The organism is Ruegeria sp. D3, assembly GCF_056534465.1.
In genome coordinates this window covers 322,803-340,703 of the sequence record NZ_JBQFPK010000001.1, presented here as the reverse complement: position 1 = coordinate 340,703, position 17,901 = coordinate 322,803, and the positions used below count along the sequence as shown (strand labels likewise).

The window sequence follows — 17,901 nt, the reverse complement described above, 5'->3', positions numbered from 1 at the left end:
AAAATGCCAGAGGTTCAGATCGCACATTCAAACCACGCCAAAACTCGGCGGGCGGCGCGGCTCTCGGTTGCGCCGATGATGGATTGGACGGACCGTCATTGCCGGTATCTGCATCGACTGCTGAGCGGTCAGACTTTGCTCTATACGGAAATGGTAACGGCCCCGGCGTTGGTTCGGGGTGGGGCGATGCATCTGCTGGACTACAGCCCGCAGGAACACCCTGTGGCGTTGCAACTGGGCGGCTCGGACCCGCAAGAGCTGGCGCAAGCCGCGCGGTTGGGGTCCGAGGTAGGTTATGATGAGATCAACCTGAATTGCGGCTGCCCGTCCGACCGGGTGCAATCTGGCACGTTTGGTGCGGTGCTGATGAAAGATCCCGCGCGTGTAGCCGAATGTGTTGCGGCGATGCGCGAGGCTGTAGGCGTCGAGGTCACCGTGAAGTGCCGGATCGGAGTAGATGATCAGGATCCTGACCTCGTGCTGCCAGCGTTTCTGGATGCGATCCACACTGCGGGTTGCCAGAGGGTTACAATCCACGCACGTAAAGCGTGGCTTCAAGGGCTGAGTCCAAAGGAAAACCGCGATATCCCTCCGCTGGACTATCACTTGGTGCACCGCATGAAGGCGTTGTTTCCCGACATGCATATCTCGATCAACGGTGGAATAAACTCTTTGCAGGAGGCGCGCACGCATTTGGATGCCGGCCTTGATGGGGTTATGATCGGACGCGCTGCCTATCACCAGCCTGCAGACATCCTGGCAGGGGCAGATCCTTTGATCTTTGAGGCTGGGCAACCTGCGGACCCGTTCGAGGTGGTTCATGAGATGGTGCCTTACATCGAACAACACCTTGCCAGCGGCGGGCGTTTGCATCAGATCACCCGTCATATGCTTGGGCTGTTTGCAGGGCGGCCAGGGGCGCGTGCATGGCGGCGTGTCTTGTCCGAAGGTGCCGTTCACGAGGGGGCAGGCCCAAAGGTTCTGCTGCAGGCGCTGGACCGGGTCGCGCCCGACGCGCAGGTCGAAGTGAGTTAAAAAGCGGCCAACCGGCCGATATGGGGGGGGAATGCCCGAAACGTTTTTGCTGGCCCAGATGCTGGGCCTATTGCTGGTGATCGGCGCATTGGCCGGAGTTCTGGCGGGCTTGCTAGGGGTTGGCGGCGGCATCGTATTGGTGCCTGCATTTTTCTATGCGTTTCAAACCCTTGGCTACGGCGGCCCGCAATTGATGCAATTGTGTCTGGCGACGTCTCTGGCGACCATCATCGTGACCTCGGTCCGGTCCGTGATGGCCCACAACAAAAAAGGGGCCGTAGACTGGGAAATTTTGCGCGGCTGGGGGCCGGGTATAGCAATCGGGGCAGTGATCGGAGTTACCGTGGCTTCGGCCCTACGCACCGAGGCACTGCAGGCGCTGTTCGGCATTCTGGGGATGGTGATTGGTGCTTATCTGGGTTTCGGAAAATCTGAATGGCGGCTTGGGGACGCGATGCCCAAGGGGCTCCGCCGGGCCGCTTTGTCACCGGGTGTAGGGTTTCTGTCGGTATTGATGGGGATCGGAGGCGGCAGCTTTGGTGTGCCCTTGATGAGCCTGTTCAACACGCCCATTCACCGGGCCGTTGCGACGGCAGCTGGCTTTGGGGTGATCATCGCGGTTCCGTCCGTCATCGGGTTTCTGTTTTTGAATATCGCACCTGAACACCGCCCGCCAATGACCATTGGCGCGGTGAATTTGGTGGCATTTGCGATTGTTGTGGCGATGACAATGATCACCGCCCCTTGGGGGGTTAAGCTGGCCCACGCGATGGACCCCAAACCGCTCAAACGTGTTTTTGCCGTTTTCCTGACGCTGGTGGCCCTTAACATGCTGCGCAAAGCGATGGGCCTTTGACGACGTTTTGGCATAAAGGCTGGGTAAAGTTCCCCTTTGACCCCGCCGTCGCTGAATGGGTAGCACACGCTCTGCCAGCTGCTCGGGCTGCAGTCGTTGATCCGGCCCATGCCGAATGGATGGACTGCGAAGGCACATGGTTCATCGGTGTTGATGCGCTGGACAATGATGCAGAGGGCAGGGTGGGGCGATCAGGGCCGCTGCAGGGCCAGGCGCTGGAATTCGTGACCGAGCATTATGGAACTCTGCCGCTGCACAAGGGGCAGGTATCTGTGATGTATCCCGGCTACCCCAAGCCACGCCGCGGCGAAAGCGAGGCAGCCGGGCGTTACCGACGCAACCGTGATGCAGCGCATGTGGATGGGTTGCGCCTTATGGGTCCTGACCGTCGCCGCAGAGTGGACGAACCGCACGCCTGGATACTTGGCCTTCCGCTGACCGAAGTGAGCGCTGATGCTTCGCCGATGGTTTTATGGGAAGGCAGCCACAAGGTCTTGCGGGCAGCTTTCGAAAAGGCTCTGCATAGTAGACCGCGTGATACGTTGCACGAGGTGGATGTTACAGACATCTATCAGTCTGCCCGACGCGAGGTGTTCGAGACCTGCACTCGCCTGGAATTGCCCGCCAGTCCTGGTGAGACGTATCTTTTGCATCGTCACTGCCTGCATGGGGTGGCCCCTTGGTCGGACAGTGCTTCGGCTGGGCCAGATGGTCGGATGATCGCCTATTTCCGCCCGGAATTCCAAGGCGGTGTGGCCGAGTGGATCGAATCCCCGTAACCTACAGCCATGTATTGGTTAGGAGGTATGGGGTCATGATTACGGTCCACACACTCGCCGACGGAGCACAGATCGAGGTCGAGCTGTCCGGCGAAGTCACCAGCGCGGATTACAGCGATACTTTAATTCCCGCCATCGAGGCCGCGCTGATCGAACATGAAACCGTTCGATTGATGGCAATCGTTCAGCCCGAATTCAAAGGGTACGACCTGGGTGCTGCTTGGGCGGACACCAAGTTGGGCCTAAGCCATTGGCGCGGGTTCGACCGGATTGCCGTGGTGGCCGATCAGAGTTGGGTTCAGACCAGTGTGAGATTGGCGGCTCCGATTTTGCCATGTCCGGTCCAGGTTTTTGAACTGTCCGAGGTCGAAACAGCGCGTCGTTGGATCCGCGAATCCCTCGGGTCGATCCATGTGACCGATCTTGGTGGGCCATGCGTTCAGATCAGCCTGTTGGGTAAGGTTGACCCCGAAGAGTATCAAAAGGCCGAGGCGCATCTGGACCAGATGCTTGCAGGGAAAACCGGTTTTCGCCTGCTGATCGACCTGCGGGAGTTTGACGGATGGCAGGGATTGTCTGCTCTGGCTGCGCATTTCCGACTAGCACGCGGTCATATCGGGTTGCTGGACCGTGCGGCGATTGTTGGCGACAAGGCTTGGCAGCATATGGCGCAACGCGTGGCCGGTCATGTGCTGGGCACCCGAACCCAATTTTTCCCGTCGGAAGATATTGAACACGCGAAAACTTGGCTGGCTGCAGGATAACAGTCGCCATCAAGTTGGCTCGCCCTTGGGTTGACGTGAGGTAAGTGCGCTCGCCTCTGATTATTTCTTGATCAGTCAGTCAAAAAAGAAATAGGGTTCAAGGGTTTTCCGGTCTTACCACGTCTGGAAACACCAATGCTGAAGCGCGCCGTTGTGGGTTGCCACTCACTCACCACTTGTCTTCGAACTTGACCCCCTCGGAGTTCAGACCAACCTGCAACGGCGCAGGCTCAGCCTGTGGCTCAGGATTTGTTCAGGCGGGCTGAACGACCACCACGCCGTTTCGCAAGCTGCGGCTTTCGTGCGGGCAGGGCTTCCATGATCTCGGCGCGTTCGGAACTGTCCATCTTGGACCAACGTGTGATCTCGTCGATGGTCCGATAGCAACCAGTGCAGATCCGCTCGGTCGGGTGAACGACACAAATCTGGACGCAGGGGCTTTCGACCTCGTTCCGTTTCCAGACCATGTTTGTCATTGGTGTCATCCGATCCTTAGAGAAAGCGCAATCTGTCCAGCGCTCCTTGCAGAATATAGCCTGCTGCAACGTGGTCGATAACCTGTCCGCGACGTTTTCGTGTCGTATCCGCCTCGAGCAGTGCCTTTTCTGCCGCAACCGTGCTGAGACGCTCGTCCCAGAACCCGATGGGAATTTCGGTCAAACGCATCATGTTGCGGGCAAACGCGCGCGTGGATTGGCACCTCGGACCTTCTGATCCGTCCATGTTTTTCGGCAGGCCAAGAATGACCCCTCCGATCTCGCGCTCGGCGATCAATTCCAGCAGGCGCGCAGAGTCCAGAGTGAACTTTTTGCGCCGAACGGTTTCCAAAGGGCTGGCCACACCGCGCATCCGGTCCGAGACGGCCACACCGATGGTTTTTTCGCCCAGATCCAATCCCATCAATGCGGTCATCGGTGTGAGCGAAGCGGCGAAATCCTCGAACGCGTCATGGATCATTGCGCGATCCCGGCCTGCAATGCGGCGGCGTCAATGATCTCCAGCGCTTCGGCATCCCCGGCAAAGACCGCGTTTGCCTCTTGCATGATGTCGATCGCGCGCTGACCTTCACCCAACACGCCCAGCGCACTGATCAGCCGCGCCCAGTCCTCGGGCGGTCCGCCCTCGGTCGCCAGTCGATCCGAAAGCTGGTTGACCATGCCCATGATCATCTGTTGGCGTTCTTCCGGTGTCAGGTTTGCGGCGGCTTCCACGTCTTCCTGAGACGGTCCGGACGGGGCCGGGATGTTTGGTGGGTTGAAGACACCGGCGCGGAACGCCAACTCCTCCAACTGGGCGCGCATGGCCTGTGCCCAGGGCGAGTCTGCGGGCGATGTGCGCAGCGCCTCGACCCAGATGCGATATCCGATGTCGGGACGGCCAACCTGTGTCATCATCCGTCCAAGATAATATTGCGCGGGGCCGTTTCGGGGATCGCGTTGCAAAGACTGCCGAAGTGCGTCTTCGGCTTCGGGTGATATATATCCGTCAGCGGCCAGGATCATCATTTCGGCCAGATGTGCGTAAGCATCTGCAGGGACCGCTCCACCCGAGAGTTCAATCACCCGCTGCTGCGCTTTGTATGCGGCTGCAAAATTGCCAGCATTCGCCTCGTGTTTGGCAAGCAGTACGTGCCCTTGCAAATCGTCGGGACGTTCGGCAACCGTATTTCGCAGCTGTTGCAACAGGTTGGCGTATCCTTCGTCCAGCTGCTGGGGCAAGTCAGGTAGAACTTCGGCTTCGGCTTCGGCCTGGCTGGGGCGTTCGGCCCGCATTGTTTCGGCCAACTCCTTACGTAGCGACAAGGGCTGGTCCGGCAATCCGGCGGCGCCCATCTGGCGGTACATCCAAAAACCGCCGCCGATCAGGACAGCGGCAACCACGACAATAGCCACCGTATTGGCCCAGACTGGAGGGCCATCCTGTGTCCCCTGCGCTTGCATCTGCGCGTCGGCAGACAGAATCCGGCGCGAGATTTCGGTCCGCACCCGTTCCGCATCGGCCTCACTGATCACACCACGTGCAAGATCACGGTCCACACCAGCCAACTGCTCGCGATAAACGCGAAGGTCAAAAGCGGCTGCGGGTTCGCGGTCTTTGCGTCCCTGCAGCATGGAATATCCAAGGAACACTGCGATCAGCAGTGCGGTCAGGATCAAGAGGGCCCAGAAAGTCATGTTAGCTCCTAAATGGCTGCCTTGACTTAGACCCGCGAGCAGTCGGAAAAAAGGGGCAAATGGCCGCGAGACGACTTCATGTCGCAATATTGAGGGCTATGTCGCAATAGTGCGCTATTACGGCGTTGGATGGCAGGGGTATACTGTCGTTACACGGCATATCTGCGCACAATCACCGAACCGGATGGATTCGCTTATGAAACACTATTCAGCCTTTGCTGTGGCGCGCGAAGCGCTGCGCTATCACACAGGATGGGAGCGCGCTTGGCGCTCGCCCGAGCCAAAGAAGAAATATGACGTGATCATCGTCGGTGCTGGCGGCCATGGACTGGCCACGGCGTATTACCTTGGAAAGAACTACGGTATCCAGAATGTCGCGGTGATCGAAAAGGGTTGGCTGGGCGGGGGCAATACCGGCCGGAACACGACCATCATCCGGTCGAACTATTTGCAGGATCCGTCGGCGGCATTGTATGAAAAGGCGCGCAGCCTGTACGAAGATCTGAGCCAGGACCTGAACTATAACGTGATGTTCAGTCCGCGTGGGGTGATCATGTTGGCGCAAACCCAGCACGAGATCCGTGGCTATCAGCGCACGGCCCATGCCAACGCGCTGCAAGGCGTGAAGACCGAATGGATCACGCCCGAGCGCGTCAAAGAGCTGGTGCCGATCATCAATCTGGACGGGCCGCGCTATCCGGTATTGGGCGGTCTTTGGCAGGAACGCGGTGGCACCGCGCGTCACGATGCGGTGGCCTGGGGTTATGCCCGTGCGTGTTCGGCTATGGGGATGGATATCATCCAGCAATGCGAAGTCACTGGCGTACGTCAGGACAATGGCCGCGTTGTCGGCGTCGACACCACCAAAGGTGCGATTGACTGTGAAAAACTAGGCATCGTGGTCGCGGGCCATTCCGGTCAACTGGCTGAGATGGCGGGCTTCCGTCTGCCGCTTGAGGCCGTAGCGCTGCAGGCGCTGGTGTCCGAGCCTATCAAACCCTGCATGGACGTGGTCGTAATGGCCAACACCGTGCATGGCTATATGTCGCAATCCGACAAGGGCGAGATGGTCATCGGTGGCGGTACCGACGCCTATAACAACTTCACCCAGCGTGGCAGTTTCCACCATATTGAGGAAACCGTGCGCGCATTGGTCGAGACCTTCCCGATGATCTCGCGCCTGAAGATGCTGCGCCAGTGGGGCGGGATCGTGGACATGACCGGCGACCGCTCGCCTATCCTTTCGAAAACGCCTTTGGGTGGATGCTTTATCAACGCGGGTTGGGGTACCGGGGGCTTCAAAGCCATTCCGGGTTCTGGCTGGGGTATGGCGCAGCTGATGGCCACGGGCCATTCGCCGCTGACCGAAGCCTTTACGATGGATCGCTTCAAAGAGGGCCGCTTCATCGACGAAAGCGTCGCCGCCGGGGTGGCTCACTAAGGGTATTGCTCGAAGTGGTCACAACACAGAATACAGGTCGGCCCATGTGTCGACCGACCGACAAAAGGATGAACACATGCTGATCCTGAATTGCCCCTATTGCGGCGTCGACGCCGAAGAAACTGAACTGGCCGCTGGTGGCGAAGCGCATCTGAAACGTTTCGGACCCGGTTCGTCGGATAGCGAATTCCACGACTACCTGTTCATGCGTGAAAACCCTAAAGGCGTTCACTTTGAACGCTGGCGCCATGCAAATGGCTGCGGCAAGTGGTTCCACGCCGCCCGCTGCACAAACACGCTGGAGGTGTTCGGCACTTATTCGGCACAGGTGTATGAACCGCCGCAAGAGATCAAGGACGCCATCACCGCCAAACGTCCTGGCTGGACCTGGAGAGAGTACGAATGATCCGCCCAGCCACCCGTAATTCCGCCTGCGAAAGGTCCGCATCATGAGCACCCGTCTCGCAAATCAAGGCCGGCTGATTGACCGGTCAAAACAGGTTACCTTCACCTTCAACGGCACCTCCATGCAGGGCTATGAGGGCGACACTCTTGCCTCGGCTCTTCTGGCCAACGACCAGATGATGATGGGCCGGTCGTTCAAGTATCACCGTCCGCGTGGTGTTGTCGCCAGCGGCGCAGAAGAGCCAAACGCTCTGGTCGGTCTGGGCGAGGGCAACCGGTTCGAACCGAACCAGCGCGCCACCACGACTGAGCTATTCAACGGTCTGACATCCGTCTCGCAGAACCACTGGCCGAACCTCGAATTCGACATCGGGTCGATCAACACCCATCTGTCGCGTTTCTTGCCAGCTGGCTTCTATTACAAGATGTTCATCCATCCGAAGCCGTTCTGGAAACACGTCTACGAGCCATTCATCCGACAGTCCGCTGGCCTGGGCAAAGCGCCTGACAAGGACAACCGCGACGCCGATACCTATGAGCATTTTTATGCCTTCACTGATGTTTTGGTGATCGGTGGCGGTGTGGCCGGCTTGCAGGCTGCCAAAGCTGCGGCACAATCTGGTGCCAAGGTCATGCTGATCGAGCAGACCGCGCATTGGGGCGGCCGTGCACCTATTGATGGCGGCACCATCGATGATGGCTCTGTGGATAAGTTTGTGGAACAATTAGTTTCAGAACTCGAAACAATGGGTAACGTTACTATGCGCAACCGCTGCATGGGGGCGGGCGTCTATGACCACGGTTACGTGCTTGGCTATGAGCGTGTAACAGACCACAAGCCGGGCACCCAAGGCCCACGGCACCGGCTGTGGCGCATCCGCGCGAAACAGGTTGTTACCGCCACCGGCGCGATCGAGCGTCCGCTGTCCTTTGCGGGCAACGATGTGCCGGGCGTGATGTTGGCCTCGGCCATGCGCGACTATGTGGTGAACTGGGGCGTGACCCCCGGTGACCGCGTGATCGTCGCCACCAATAACGACGACGCCTATCGCACCGCGATCACCCTCAAGAAAGCGGGCGTGGATGTGCTGCGTGTGGTCGATGCACGTGACACGGCTGGTCCGCTGGCGAATGAGGCGCGCGAACTCGGTATCCGCGTTGACCCCGGCAAAGCGATTGCCAAGGTCAAGGGCGGCAAGCGCGTCAAGAAAGTTGCCATCTGCAATCAAGAAGGCATCGGTGGCGCACGTGAAGAGGTCGAATGCGACGCGGTCGCCATGTCGGGCGGCTGGTCTCCGGTCGTGCACATGTGGTCGCATTGCGGCGGCAAGCTGATCTGGGACGAGGCGCAGGCACATTTCCGTCCTGATCCGTCGCGGCCTCCGCTTGGTGCTGATGGCGAAGGGTTCGTGCTGGCCGCGGGCTCGTCGAATGGCCCGCTGGCGCTGAGCGACGTTCTGGCCGACGCGGATGCGGCGGGTAAAGCAGCGGCCAAGGCGGCCGGGTTCACAGCAAAACGCACCAAAGCTCCGGTCGGTGAGACCACGGCTGAGGCTCCGATGGCGGCGGTCTGGCTGATGCCTGCGAATGCCGAGATCGGTTTGCGGATGAAATCGTGGCTGGATTTCCAGAACGACGTCAAAGTCTCTGACGTTCAGCTTGCGGCGCGCGAAGGTTACGAAAGCGTCGAACACACCAAGCGCTACACCACGCTGGGCATGGCGACCGACCAAGGTAAGTTGAGCAACATCAACGGCTTGGCGATCCTTGCTGATGCACTGGATTCGGAGATTCCGAAGGTCGGCACCACCACCTTCCGCCCGCCCTATACGCCCATCTCGCTGGCGTCGATCGGTGGCGAAGCGCGCGGTGAGGTGTTCCAGCCGATCCGCCAGACTCCGATGCATGATTGGCATAACAAGAACGGCGCTGATTGGGAGCCGGTCGGCCACTGGCGTCGGACCTATGCCTATGTGCGTCCCGGTGAATCCGTGCATGACGCGGTTAATCGCGAGGTGAAGAATACCCGTGAAAACCTCGGCCTGTTGGACGCCTCGACCCTGGGTAAGCTGATCGTCAAAGGCCCCGATGCGGGCAAGTTCCTGGACATGTTGTACACCAACATGATGTCCACGCTGAAGGTCGGCAAATGCCGCTATGGCCTGATGTGTTCCGAGAACGGCTTCCTGATCGACGACGGTGTTGTCGCGCGCATCGACGAAGATACATGGCTGTGCCACACCACCACCGGCGGGGCTGAGCGTATCCATGGTCACATGGAAGAGTGGCTGCAGACCGAATGGTGGGACTGGAAAGTCTACGTTGCCAACGTAACTGAGCAATACGCTCAGGTCGCCGTGGTCGGCCCCAATGCCCGCAAGGTGCTGGAGAAGCTGAACGCGAAAGCGGGCGGCGGCATGGATCTGTCGAAAGAGGCGCTGCCCTTCATGGAATGGCGTGACGGCAAGATCGGCGAATTCGACGCACGCGCCTATCGCATCTCGTTCTCGGGCGAGCTGTCCTATGAGATCGCGGTTCCCGCATCGCAAGGGCAGGCCTTCTGGGATGCGCTGATGGACGCAGGTCAGGAGCTGGGCGTGATGCCCTATGGCACCGAATGTCTGCACATCCTGCGGGCCGAGAAGGGCTTTATCATGATCGGCGACGAGACCGACGGCACCGTGATCCCGCAGGATCTGGGGCTGCACTGGGCGCTGTCGAAAAAGAAAGAGGACTATCTGGGCAAGCGCGCTCACACGCGCACCCATATGGCCGATCCGGACCGTTGGAAACTGGTCGGACTTGAGACTGTGGATGGTTCTGTCATTCCCGACGGTGCCTACGCAGTGGGCGAGGGCGTCAATGCCAACGGTCAGCGTAACATGATCGGGCGTGTGACCTCGACCTATTACTCGGCCAATCTGGGCAAAGGCATCGCCATGGGCCTGATCAAGCACGGTCCTGACCGGATGGGCGAGATTGTCGAGTTCCCGGGTACCGACGGCAAAACCTACAAAGCCAAGATCGTCGATCAGATCTTCTACGACAAGGACGGGGAGAAGCAGAATGTCTGAACCCATCAGCGCACTGAACCACGCCAGTTATGACGGCATCGCCAAGGTCGCGGAATGCGGCCTGCAGGGGATGATCACCCTGCGCGGCGATCTGTCCGACAAGGTACTGGCCAAGGCCGTCAAGGACGCTACCGGGCAGAAAGTGCCCGGTCAGCGCGAGGCAAGCGTCAACGGGGATACCGGCGTGTGCTGGATGTCTCCGGACGAATTGCTGGTGCTGGTGCCCTATTCAGAGGTGAACGCCAAACTGGCGCAGATGACCGAAACGCTTAGCGGCGCACATGCGCTGGCCGTGAACGTCTCGGATGCCAGGGCGGTGTTCTGCGTTTCGGGATCTTCTGCGCGTGAGGTAATGGGCAAGCTGGCTCCGGTTGATTTGTCGGCAGATGCCTTCCAGCCCGGCCAGATCCGCCGCTCGCGTTTGGCGCAGGTTGCGGGCGCGTTCTGGATGGACGACGCCGAGACCTTCCGCGTGGTTTGCTTCCGATCAGTCGCAGACTACGCGTTCAAACTGCTTAAGGTTGCGGCGCAACCGGGCAGTGAGGTTGGTGTTTACTAAGCATTTTTAAATGCTTGATTTTTGGGCTGCCAGGGAACCTGGTGGCCCTTTTTGTTGCCGCGACAGCACAGTTGTGATTGATCGGATTAGCTTAGTTCGTGACGTAAGAATGGATTTCCTTCAAACGACACGCATTGTTGGAGTGTTGACTGATATTATCACGTCTGACGTGTGGAGTGCCGATAGTGTTCAACAGTGCTGCTAGGGTACACGGAACTAATGATTTCACTAAGAATGACCGCGGTTTGTGCCGCATTGATCGTATCGCCAGCTGTGGTTTTGGCTGAGACAAATAAAGAAACTTTGGAGTGCACATTCGGCAAAGGCCTGGCGAATCGTCCGACACCTGAGAAAGTGGTGTTTCCAGTGGACGAATTCGGGCGTTCCGCTCTGCTGCATGAGGCCGAGATTCCGGGCATCGTAACTGACACAGGGTCGGGCCGAATCCGACTAGATTCTCCGATCAAATTGTCGATCGCGTCGGTCGGTCAGACCTATTTGTATGCGGCCACGGGAAGAACGTATGCAGGTAATGAATCGCGTATTGATGCAATCGATCTGAGGGATCAGGAGTTCTCGATTGCTTTGGATTGCAGAACGATGAAAGCGATTACAAAGTCTTCCACTGTATCCGCATATGCGGCGCGCGACGGTTTTGCAAAAGGACGTTGCAAAGCTTTTGGAACCCCTAAATCCTGATTTAGGAGACTAGGATTTTGAAACAGTTTTTGTATGCGATGGCAGCTGTCATGTGTACGGTGTCTGCTCAGGCGGGCATTGTGAATTATGAGTGCGAGTTACACAGCTTGGAAGCGCAAGGATGGATTCCTCCGGTTGTCTTGCTGAGTGTCGATGCTGACAAAAACGCGCGCGGGCGTTCGATGGCGCAATCCGCTCTGCCAATGAGCTTGCGCGGATTGATGAAAACACACCAGCAAATGCCAAGTTCAAACTCACGCGAAAAGGCGAATACCGATTGTCATGGCGCCTTACGCTGTCCTCAAACTCTACGCGCCAATACCGTGTGTCCTATACTGCGACAGTCGACCCCGAGACGAACAAGTTAAAGATGTCGGCAAGTTTCCCGCAGGCCAATTTGGGAAACCGACCCAGTGGAATTGGGCGCTGCCAACCGATATCCGCGCCTACCTTGTTTTAGATCTACAAGCGGCTGGGAAAAAGCTTAAGCGCTGAAGACAAACGACTGAAAACCGTTCAACGACGTTGGCGCAGTCAGGGCTTGCTCCCCGACCTCTTCGCCGTTGGCATTGCGGCAAGATGGGTAAAACGACAACAAATCCGCCAGTTTGGCCATTCGATCCTGACGTTGCGCCTCGGGCAAAAGCGGCGCGTGGGTAGAAAGATAAAGCGCGGGGCGGGTCACTTTCAGATACGGAATAAGGCTGGGCAGAACCATGTATTCTGCCCCCTCGATATCCATTTTAACGAGCGACACACTGGACAGGTCGGTCGCGGCTTCGAACTGATCCCAGGCAATGGTCAGCGCATCACTGCCATGAGCCGCGTCATGCAAAAGGGAACTGGTGGAATCACCGGGCTCTCCCCTTACCGAGGCCATACGTGCAACGCCGAACCGATCCGACAGGGCTACGCCAAAGGCCGAGACGTTGCGGACGTTGTTCAAATCCATGTTCCAGGCCAGGTACCGGTAAGCTGTGGGGTCAGGCTCAAAGCACCATACATGTCGCGCGCGCCGCGCGCCGTAAAGAACGGTGGGGCCGATCCATGCACCTATATCCAAATAATCGCTTTCGGGTTTCAGATGAGCATCCAACACGGCAAAAGTCTCGGGCTCCCACAGGCCAGCAGTGGCTTTGCGCCAGAATTTCGAATGGTAGGGGTCCAGTCGAAACGGTTCTCCATTCAGACTGCCTGAATAGTATCCGCGGGCGCGGTAAAACATCTTGCGCGCCTGTGTCAGCATCGCGGACCTCCGGGTTTTCTTGTCTCTGCCCTTGACCTATGGCCGTTGCCAAAGCATTTAACCTTTGGAACCGCAACAATCATTTCAACAGGGGGCCGAGATGGCTTTTGAACTTCCTGATCTTCCTTATGCACATGACGCGCTGGCAGCCAAGGGCATGTCCGCGGAAACATTGGAATATCACCACGACCTGCACCACAAGGCCTATGTCGACAACGGCAACAAGCTGATCGCCGGAACCGAATGGGACGGCAAGTCGATGGAAGAGATCATCGTGGGCACCTATGACGCAAATGCTGTCGCCCAGAACGGTATCTTCAACAACATCAGCCAGTTGTGGAACCACAACCAGTTCTGGGAGATGATGGGCCCCGGCGATAACGCCATGCCCGGTGAGCTGGAGAAGGCTCTGGTCGAAAGCTTTGGTTCGGTTGACGAATTCAAGTCGCAGTTCAGCGCTGCAGGTGCTGGCCAGTTCGGCTCGGGCTGGGCGTGGCTGGTCAAGAACGCAGACGGCTCGCTGGCTGTCACCAAGACCGAAAACGGCGTGAACCCGTTGTGCTTTGGTCAGACCGCGTTGCTGGGTTGCGATGTGTGGGAGCATTCCTACTACATCGACTTCCGCAACAAGCGTCCGGCCTACCTGACCAACTTCCTAGACAATCTGGTCAACTGGGAAAACGTCGCCTCGCGGATGTGATCGGCTGACGGGTAGTACGTTATTGAGGGCCTGCTTGCGTAAGTGAGCAGGCCTTTTTCTTTTGAAATTAACGGTTGCTGCAGGAGGTTGAGGAATCGGCAGCATTCTTCATTTCTATGACCACTTTGAGCCCAAAGGAGACGTTTGGATCAAGCGCAGCGAATGACTGCATCAATGGTGGTTCACGCGACTTTCCACACTAGGCAAAGACGAAATCATCAGCACTTACACCGACGACTCCTAGAAGTGTAATTTCGTTCAAGTCCAAAGCGGTGCCATCAAGGTCGATGATGGTATTACCGTTTATCTCTTGAATATCCAGCGACAAGAACTCTGTCTCGGCAATACCATACCCGGAAATATCCAGCTTATCTTTTCCCACCTCAAAGTCATGGATGGTATCTAGCCCACTGTCCGGTTCAAAAACGAAACTGTCGGCTCCTCCTTGGGCCTGTTCAAAGAGAGAACCATCTCCCCAGAGGTCGTCGTTTCCAGTTCCTCCGACAATGATATCGTTACCTCCGACAGTGTCGCCGTACAGGTTCGGAGCGTCGCCTACGATCAGGTCGTCGTCTGCTCCGCCGTTCAAAACATCGTCGGAGTTCTGGCCGAAGCCAACTGCCCAATCCGTATCTCCGAACAAGTAGTCGTCACCGTCATCGCCCGAGATCGTATCATTCCCATACAGTCCGACGACCACATCGTTACCGTCACCCATTTCGGCGACATCGTCCAAGTCAGTGAGAATAACATCCTCACTGACATCGCTGCCAACAACATGAACCGGAGCCTGTTTTCCTTTGGCGGAATAAAAATCGAAGTGAGGAACATTCTCCTCGTCAGTATAAAGGTGATCTATAAAGCTATCGAAGTTCTTTTTGGACGCAAGCACGTCTAAGTAAATTACAGAGCTTTCGCTATCGTTTTTCGGTGGTTTTCGCGGCATTATCTCCCCCCCCCCCCCCGGAAATAGTAAGGACTTGCTTCTGCCTGTTCTGCCGTCGGCTCACGGTACAGCATCGGTTTGACTACGTCTACCGCCATTGATTTCGGTCGACCGGAGCTTGAGGGTTTCGTGTCCCCGTCAAAGTTCAGATTTAGCAAGCGGAATTTTGAGAGCGTGGGCTAAAGGCTTTCCTCGAATGGCACCAATGTCCGCCAACCGGACAATCATTCGGGTAAGGCGTGCTGCGGTGCGGCCAACGGCAGCTTTGTCTCGCAGGGCAGAAATTGAATTGGTTGCACTGTGCGGCAAACTTTGTTTGCCGGTTCGCATATTAGCATCTTCATCCGCTTCTGGTTCGGTAGCGTACCCATCGGTATTTTCCCGCCGATAAATTCGAATTAATCTGAATGAGTATTGTACGGGCCCCGGTCGTCCCTAGCTATATTAGGCGGAGGGAGAGAACCGCCAATCTACTAAAAAAGCTCAAGCAGCGCGCTGAAAAACCGTTGGCGCGCAAAGGGATACCTATGTCCGTTGAACAAGGGATGGTCACATAAAACCACAACAGGAGATCACGATGGTCGCACTTTCACAGGGAACTTGGATTGTCATTGCTGACGGCGAAAAAGCACTGTTCATGGAGAACATTACGGACGCGGAAGACCCGAATTTGATGATTGTTTCCGTCGAAGAGACCGACGGGCCGGCAGGCCGACCATCGGATCGGGCAGGGCGGCGCGCTGATGCTGGTCCGAACCAGAAATCCGCGGTTGAAGAACCCAAGTGGAAAGCGCAGGCAAAGTCTCTGTTCGTGCAAGACGTTGCTAACCTGTTGAACCGAAAGGGGTTGAAGGGAGCGTATAAACGGCTTGTCCTGGTCGCCAGCCCTCATGTCCTGGGCCTTTTGCGTCGGCGTCTGCACAGCGAAGTGCTGGGCAAGGTCGTGGCCGAAGTTGACAAGACTTTGACCAACCACCCACTCCATAAGGTCGAGCAGGTTTTGATTAACCGTTTGAAGCCTGCAACTTAGACTAAATTCCGAAAGCAGGCGACACGCTCGCCTGCTTATCCCCTGGAGGCGGCCAACAGTGTCCGCAGATTTGCCATGGCCGTTTCCGGCCCGTCGACCCACGTAATGAAATCGCCCAGCGAAGCGTCGGCAAAGCCCTGACCAATGACCTGCTGCACTAGATCGTGCAGGGCGTCCCAATACCCGTCCACGTTCATCACCAGAATGGGTTTGTCGTGCAGGCCCAACTGGCGCCATGTCAACGCTTCGAACAGCTCGTCCAGCGATCCGGGGCCGCCGGGAAGGACGACAACCGCATCCGCGTTCATGATCATGACCTTCTTACGCTCGTGCATCGTTTCGGTGATCACAAAACGGGTCAGGTCGGTCTTGCCAACCTCGCGCTGCAAAAGGTGAACTGGGATGACGCCGAACGTGTCGCCTCCTGCGTCTTGTGTGGCGCGGGCGACCTCTCCCATCAGCCCCACATCTCCGGCGCCGTAGACCAGACGCCAGCCTTCTTTGGCAAGGTGCTGCCCGAATGTGCGCGCAGCCTGTGCATAGGCCGAATTAACACCATTGCGTGACCCGCAATACACACAGACGGATTTCTGGGTCATTATATAGGCTCTCCGGGGTTGTAACTGCGGTTTTGACCCCTGATAGCGGGATTGATAGATTGGCTCAACCGTCACGCAGAATGTGTGAAAGTCAAAGCATTTGCGCTGCGGAGTGAAAGGAAAAAAATGGACGCCAAGTCGGGAAGCGAAAGCACCGGTCCTGTCACCTGGGGGGTGATCATCGGGATACTGGTTCTGGTCGGGGCCACGGGGGCCTATATGTCCGGGGTGTTTGACCAAGAGCCCGAAGGGTCGGGCGCTCAAACGGATGTAGTCGATCAGCCGGTTCAAGACACCGCAACAGAGCAAAGCGCGGCCGTGTCCGAGGGTGAAGGCAGCAAACCAAGCCCTTCGGAAAACACAGAAGCGGAAGAGACCGAGACTCCCGCAGAGCCGAAAGCCGAAACGGCCCAAGCAGAAACTGAAGCGGCGCCCGAATTGTCACCGCCGACTCTTGATCAGATTTTCGTTGAACCGGACGGGAACGCGGTTCTGTCCGGCTCGGCTGAGCCAGGTGCTTTGGTGCGCGTCCTGCTGGATGGGGAAACTCTGCACAGCTTTACGGTCGACGGCAGCGGCGAGTTTGCCGTATTCGTCACGATCCCGTTCGCCAACACCGCGCGGGGGCTTGTGTTGGAGACAGACAGAGGCGATCAGCCGGTCCGGTCGGATGACTACTTGATCGCCGCCTTGCCCGAGCCCAAGGTCGAAATTGCGGCGGCTGAACCCGCTGAAGACGCGCTAGCAACGCCCGAATCGCAGGAATCCTCTTCGGCAGGTGCTGAAACTGCGCAGACCGAGACGTCAGCGCCCGAGGATGATCAGGTCGCGAGCGCCAGTCAGCAGTCCGACGATGAACAGAACGAGACGAGCGCCCCGACACAGGGCGGCGAACAGCTTGACACCGCGCAAGCGGAAACCGCTCCGACCGCGGATGCTGTGCCTGACGCTCCGGAAGAGCCTGTGCAGGAAGAAACCCAAAATCAACAGGTTGCGATACTGCGTTCGGGTGAAGACGGGGTTGAGCTGGTGCAACCTGCGTCTCCGCAGGACAACGCATCGGATCAGGTTGCACTGGACACTATCGGGTATTCTGACGCCGGTGATGTCGAGTTGACGGGCCGCGTACCTGACGGTTCGGTGGTGCGCCTTTACTTGAACAACCGATTGGTTGCGGATTTGCCGCCAACCGATGACGGTAAGTGGCGCAGCGAGCTTGAGGGGGTCGACCCCGGTGTTTACACCCTGCGGGTGGATGAGGTCGGTACGGACGGAACCGTCGTCAGCCGTCTTGAGACGCCCTTCAAACGCGAACCGCTAGAGGTTCTGCGTGCTGCTGATACCGCCAATGGGTCTGCCGCACCCGATGCGCCGGTCATCCGTTCGGTCACTGTTCAGGAGGGCGACACGTTGTGGGCAATCTCGCGTGATCGCTATGGGGATGGGCTTTTGTTCGTGCGTGTGTTCGAAGCCAACCGCAATGCGATCCGTGATCCTGATCTGATCTATCCAGGGCAGGTCTTCACCATTCCCGAGTAATCCTGTACCTCTGACCCTCTTGGGTCAGGGGCCAATCTCTGACCGCAGTTTTGGT

Annotated in this window: 18 protein-coding genes; 12 read left to right on the top strand and 6 right to left on the bottom strand. The window is 57.8% G+C overall.

Annotated features, from left to right (window positions below; genetic code table 11):
* Nucleotides 1–3 precede the first annotated feature (3 nt).
* Genes dusA through ACR0DX_RS01660 form a run of 4 tightly spaced genes read left to right on the top strand, consistent with a single transcriptional unit; the run spans nucleotide 4 to nucleotide 3,434 of the window.
* On the top strand, nucleotides 4–1,035 hold the full coding sequence (gene dusA / locus ACR0DX_RS01675; protein ID WP_170354588.1) for a tRNA dihydrouridine(20/20a) synthase DusA: 1,032 nt from the start codon (nucleotides 4–6) through the stop codon (nucleotides 1,033–1,035).
* A 31-nt stretch (nucleotides 1,036–1,066) separates the two neighbouring features.
* Entirely contained in the window at nucleotides 1,067–1,891 is an 825-nt protein-coding gene (locus ACR0DX_RS01670) for a sulfite exporter TauE/SafE family protein (protein ID WP_170354587.1), read from the top strand.
* Nucleotides 1,888–2,670 (top strand): hypothetical protein, encoded by a 783-nt coding sequence (locus ACR0DX_RS01665; protein ID WP_480844977.1) that lies wholly within the window; start codon nucleotides 1,888–1,890, stop codon nucleotides 2,668–2,670. The genes ACR0DX_RS01670 and ACR0DX_RS01665 overlap by 4 nt, the downstream gene beginning before the upstream one ends.
* Before the next feature lie 35 nt (nucleotides 2,671–2,705).
* Nucleotides 2,706–3,434, top strand: coding sequence for a SpoIIAA family protein (locus ACR0DX_RS01660; RefSeq protein ID WP_170354585.1), 729 nt, complete (start codon nucleotides 2,706–2,708; stop codon nucleotides 3,432–3,434).
* Between the two features lie 242 nt (nucleotides 3,435–3,676).
* On the opposite strand, the gene ACR0DX_RS01655 is transcribed toward ACR0DX_RS01660, so the two are convergent.
* From ACR0DX_RS01655 to ccmI, 3 genes are read right to left on the bottom strand one after another with little or no spacing between them, the layout of a single operon-like run.
* Complete coding sequence (locus ACR0DX_RS01655) at nucleotides 3,677–3,910, bottom strand: DUF1289 domain-containing protein (RefSeq protein WP_170354584.1); 234 nt, start codon at nucleotides 3,908–3,910, stop codon at nucleotides 3,677–3,679.
* 16 nt (nucleotides 3,911–3,926) lie between these two features.
* Nucleotides 3,927–4,391 carry a Holliday junction resolvase RuvX gene (gene ruvX, locus ACR0DX_RS01650; RefSeq protein WP_170354583.1) on the bottom strand — a complete coding sequence of 155 codons (465 nt, stop codon included), beginning with the start codon at nucleotides 4,389–4,391 and terminating at the stop codon, nucleotides 3,927–3,929.
* Entirely contained in the window at nucleotides 4,388–5,608 is a 1,221-nt protein-coding gene (ccmI, locus tag ACR0DX_RS01645; protein ID WP_480844974.1) for a c-type cytochrome biogenesis protein CcmI, read from the bottom strand. Before ccmI ends, ruvX begins: the two co-directional genes overlap by 4 nt.
* Nucleotides 5,609–5,804: 196 nt before the next feature.
* Between ccmI and ACR0DX_RS01640 the strand changes: the two genes are divergently transcribed.
* The 5 genes from ACR0DX_RS01640 to ACR0DX_RS01620 all read left to right on the top strand — a co-directional run bounded on the left by ACR0DX_RS01640 (nucleotide 5,805) and on the right by ACR0DX_RS01620 (nucleotide 11,786).
* The gene (locus tag ACR0DX_RS01640; RefSeq protein ID WP_170354581.1) at nucleotides 5,805–7,049 is read left to right on the top strand and encodes a sarcosine oxidase subunit beta family protein; all 1,245 of its coding nucleotides are present in this window, start codon (nucleotides 5,805–5,807) and stop codon (nucleotides 7,047–7,049) included.
* 76 nt (nucleotides 7,050–7,125) lie between these two features.
* Nucleotides 7,126–7,455: a sarcosine oxidase subunit delta gene (locus ACR0DX_RS01635; protein ID WP_170354580.1), complete on the top strand. Its 330-nt coding sequence runs from the start codon at nucleotides 7,126–7,128 to the stop codon at nucleotides 7,453–7,455.
* A gap of 43 nt (nucleotides 7,456–7,498) precedes the next feature.
* The gene (locus ACR0DX_RS01630) at nucleotides 7,499–10,528 is read left to right on the top strand and encodes a sarcosine oxidase subunit alpha family protein (protein WP_170354579.1); all 3,030 of its coding nucleotides are present in this window, start codon (nucleotides 7,499–7,501) and stop codon (nucleotides 10,526–10,528) included.
* Entirely contained in the window at nucleotides 10,521–11,087 is a 567-nt protein-coding gene (locus tag ACR0DX_RS01625) for a sarcosine oxidase subunit gamma family protein (protein ID WP_170354578.1), read from the top strand. Before ACR0DX_RS01630 ends, ACR0DX_RS01625 begins: the two co-directional genes overlap by 8 nt.
* A gap of 273 nt (nucleotides 11,088–11,360) precedes the next feature.
* On the top strand, nucleotides 11,361–11,786 hold the full coding sequence (locus ACR0DX_RS01620) for a hypothetical protein (RefSeq protein WP_170354577.1): 426 nt from the start codon (nucleotides 11,361–11,363) through the stop codon (nucleotides 11,784–11,786).
* Between the two features lie 484 nt (nucleotides 11,787–12,270).
* Here ACR0DX_RS01620 and ACR0DX_RS01615 read toward each other — a convergent pair whose 3' ends face one another.
* Nucleotides 12,271–13,032, bottom strand: coding sequence for an FkbM family methyltransferase (locus ACR0DX_RS01615; protein WP_170354576.1), 762 nt, complete (start codon nucleotides 13,030–13,032; stop codon nucleotides 12,271–12,273).
* A 100-nt stretch (nucleotides 13,033–13,132) separates the two neighbouring features.
* Here ACR0DX_RS01615 and ACR0DX_RS01610 point away from each other — a divergent pair, with 100 nt between their 5' ends.
* Nucleotides 13,133–13,732: a superoxide dismutase gene (locus ACR0DX_RS01610; protein WP_170354575.1), complete on the top strand. Its 600-nt coding sequence runs from the start codon at nucleotides 13,133–13,135 to the stop codon at nucleotides 13,730–13,732.
* A gap of 199 nt (nucleotides 13,733–13,931) precedes the next feature.
* Here ACR0DX_RS01610 and ACR0DX_RS01605 read toward each other — a convergent pair whose 3' ends face one another.
* Nucleotides 13,932–14,678 (bottom strand): M10 family metallopeptidase C-terminal domain-containing protein, encoded by a 747-nt coding sequence (locus tag ACR0DX_RS01605; RefSeq protein ID WP_170354574.1) that lies wholly within the window; start codon nucleotides 14,676–14,678, stop codon nucleotides 13,932–13,934.
* 577 nt (nucleotides 14,679–15,255) lie between these two features.
* Here ACR0DX_RS01605 and ACR0DX_RS01600 point away from each other — a divergent pair.
* Nucleotides 15,256–15,708: a host attachment family protein gene (locus ACR0DX_RS01600; RefSeq protein ID WP_170354573.1), complete on the top strand. Its 453-nt coding sequence runs from the start codon at nucleotides 15,256–15,258 to the stop codon at nucleotides 15,706–15,708.
* 35 nt (nucleotides 15,709–15,743) lie between these two features.
* On the opposite strand, the gene ACR0DX_RS01595 is transcribed toward ACR0DX_RS01600, so the two are convergent.
* On the bottom strand, nucleotides 15,744–16,307 hold the full coding sequence (locus ACR0DX_RS01595) for an LOG family protein (protein WP_170724415.1): 564 nt from the start codon (nucleotides 16,305–16,307) through the stop codon (nucleotides 15,744–15,746).
* A 126-nt stretch (nucleotides 16,308–16,433) separates the two neighbouring features.
* Here ACR0DX_RS01595 and ACR0DX_RS01590 point away from each other — a divergent pair, with 126 nt between their 5' ends.
* Complete coding sequence (locus ACR0DX_RS01590; protein WP_170354571.1) at nucleotides 16,434–17,846, top strand: LysM peptidoglycan-binding domain-containing protein; 1,413 nt, start codon at nucleotides 16,434–16,436, stop codon at nucleotides 17,844–17,846.
* Nucleotides 17,847–17,901: the final 55 nt, after the last annotated feature.

Coding starts and splice junctions, on each gene's coding strand:
- ACR0DX_RS01640 (WP_170354581.1), top strand. CDS start 5,805: ATGAAACACTATTCAGCCTTTGCTGTGGCGCGCGAAGCGCTGCGCTAT.
- ccmI (WP_480844974.1), bottom strand. CDS start 5,608: ATGACTTTCTGGGCCCTCTTGATCCTGACCGCACTGCTGATCGCAGTG.
- ACR0DX_RS01625 (WP_170354578.1), top strand. CDS start 10,521: ATGTCTGAACCCATCAGCGCACTGAACCACGCCAGTTATGACGGCATC.
- ACR0DX_RS01595 (WP_170724415.1), bottom strand. CDS start 16,307: ATGACCCAGAAATCCGTCTGTGTGTATTGCGGGTCACGCAATGGTGTT.
- ACR0DX_RS01670 (WP_170354587.1), top strand. CDS start 1,067: ATGCCCGAAACGTTTTTGCTGGCCCAGATGCTGGGCCTATTGCTGGTG.
- ACR0DX_RS01655 (WP_170354584.1), bottom strand. CDS start 3,910: ATGACAAACATGGTCTGGAAACGGAACGAGGTCGAAAGCCCCTGCGTC.
- ACR0DX_RS01610 (WP_170354575.1), top strand. CDS start 13,133: ATGGCTTTTGAACTTCCTGATCTTCCTTATGCACATGACGCGCTGGCA.
- ACR0DX_RS01635 (WP_170354580.1), top strand. CDS start 7,126: ATGCTGATCCTGAATTGCCCCTATTGCGGCGTCGACGCCGAAGAAACT.
- ruvX (WP_170354583.1), bottom strand. CDS start 4,391: ATGATCCATGACGCGTTCGAGGATTTCGCCGCTTCGCTCACACCGATG.
- ACR0DX_RS01660 (WP_170354585.1), top strand. CDS start 2,706: ATGATTACGGTCCACACACTCGCCGACGGAGCACAGATCGAGGTCGAG.
- ACR0DX_RS01590 (WP_170354571.1), top strand. CDS start 16,434: ATGGACGCCAAGTCGGGAAGCGAAAGCACCGGTCCTGTCACCTGGGGG.
- ACR0DX_RS01605 (WP_170354574.1), bottom strand. CDS start 14,678: ATGCCGCGAAAACCACCGAAAAACGATAGCGAAAGCTCTGTAATTTAC.
- ACR0DX_RS01600 (WP_170354573.1), top strand. CDS start 15,256: ATGGTCGCACTTTCACAGGGAACTTGGATTGTCATTGCTGACGGCGAA.
- ACR0DX_RS01630 (WP_170354579.1), top strand. CDS start 7,499: ATGAGCACCCGTCTCGCAAATCAAGGCCGGCTGATTGACCGGTCAAAA.
- dusA (WP_170354588.1), top strand. CDS start 4: ATGCCAGAGGTTCAGATCGCACATTCAAACCACGCCAAAACTCGGCGG.
- ACR0DX_RS01615 (WP_170354576.1), bottom strand. CDS start 13,032: ATGCTGACACAGGCGCGCAAGATGTTTTACCGCGCCCGCGGATACTAT.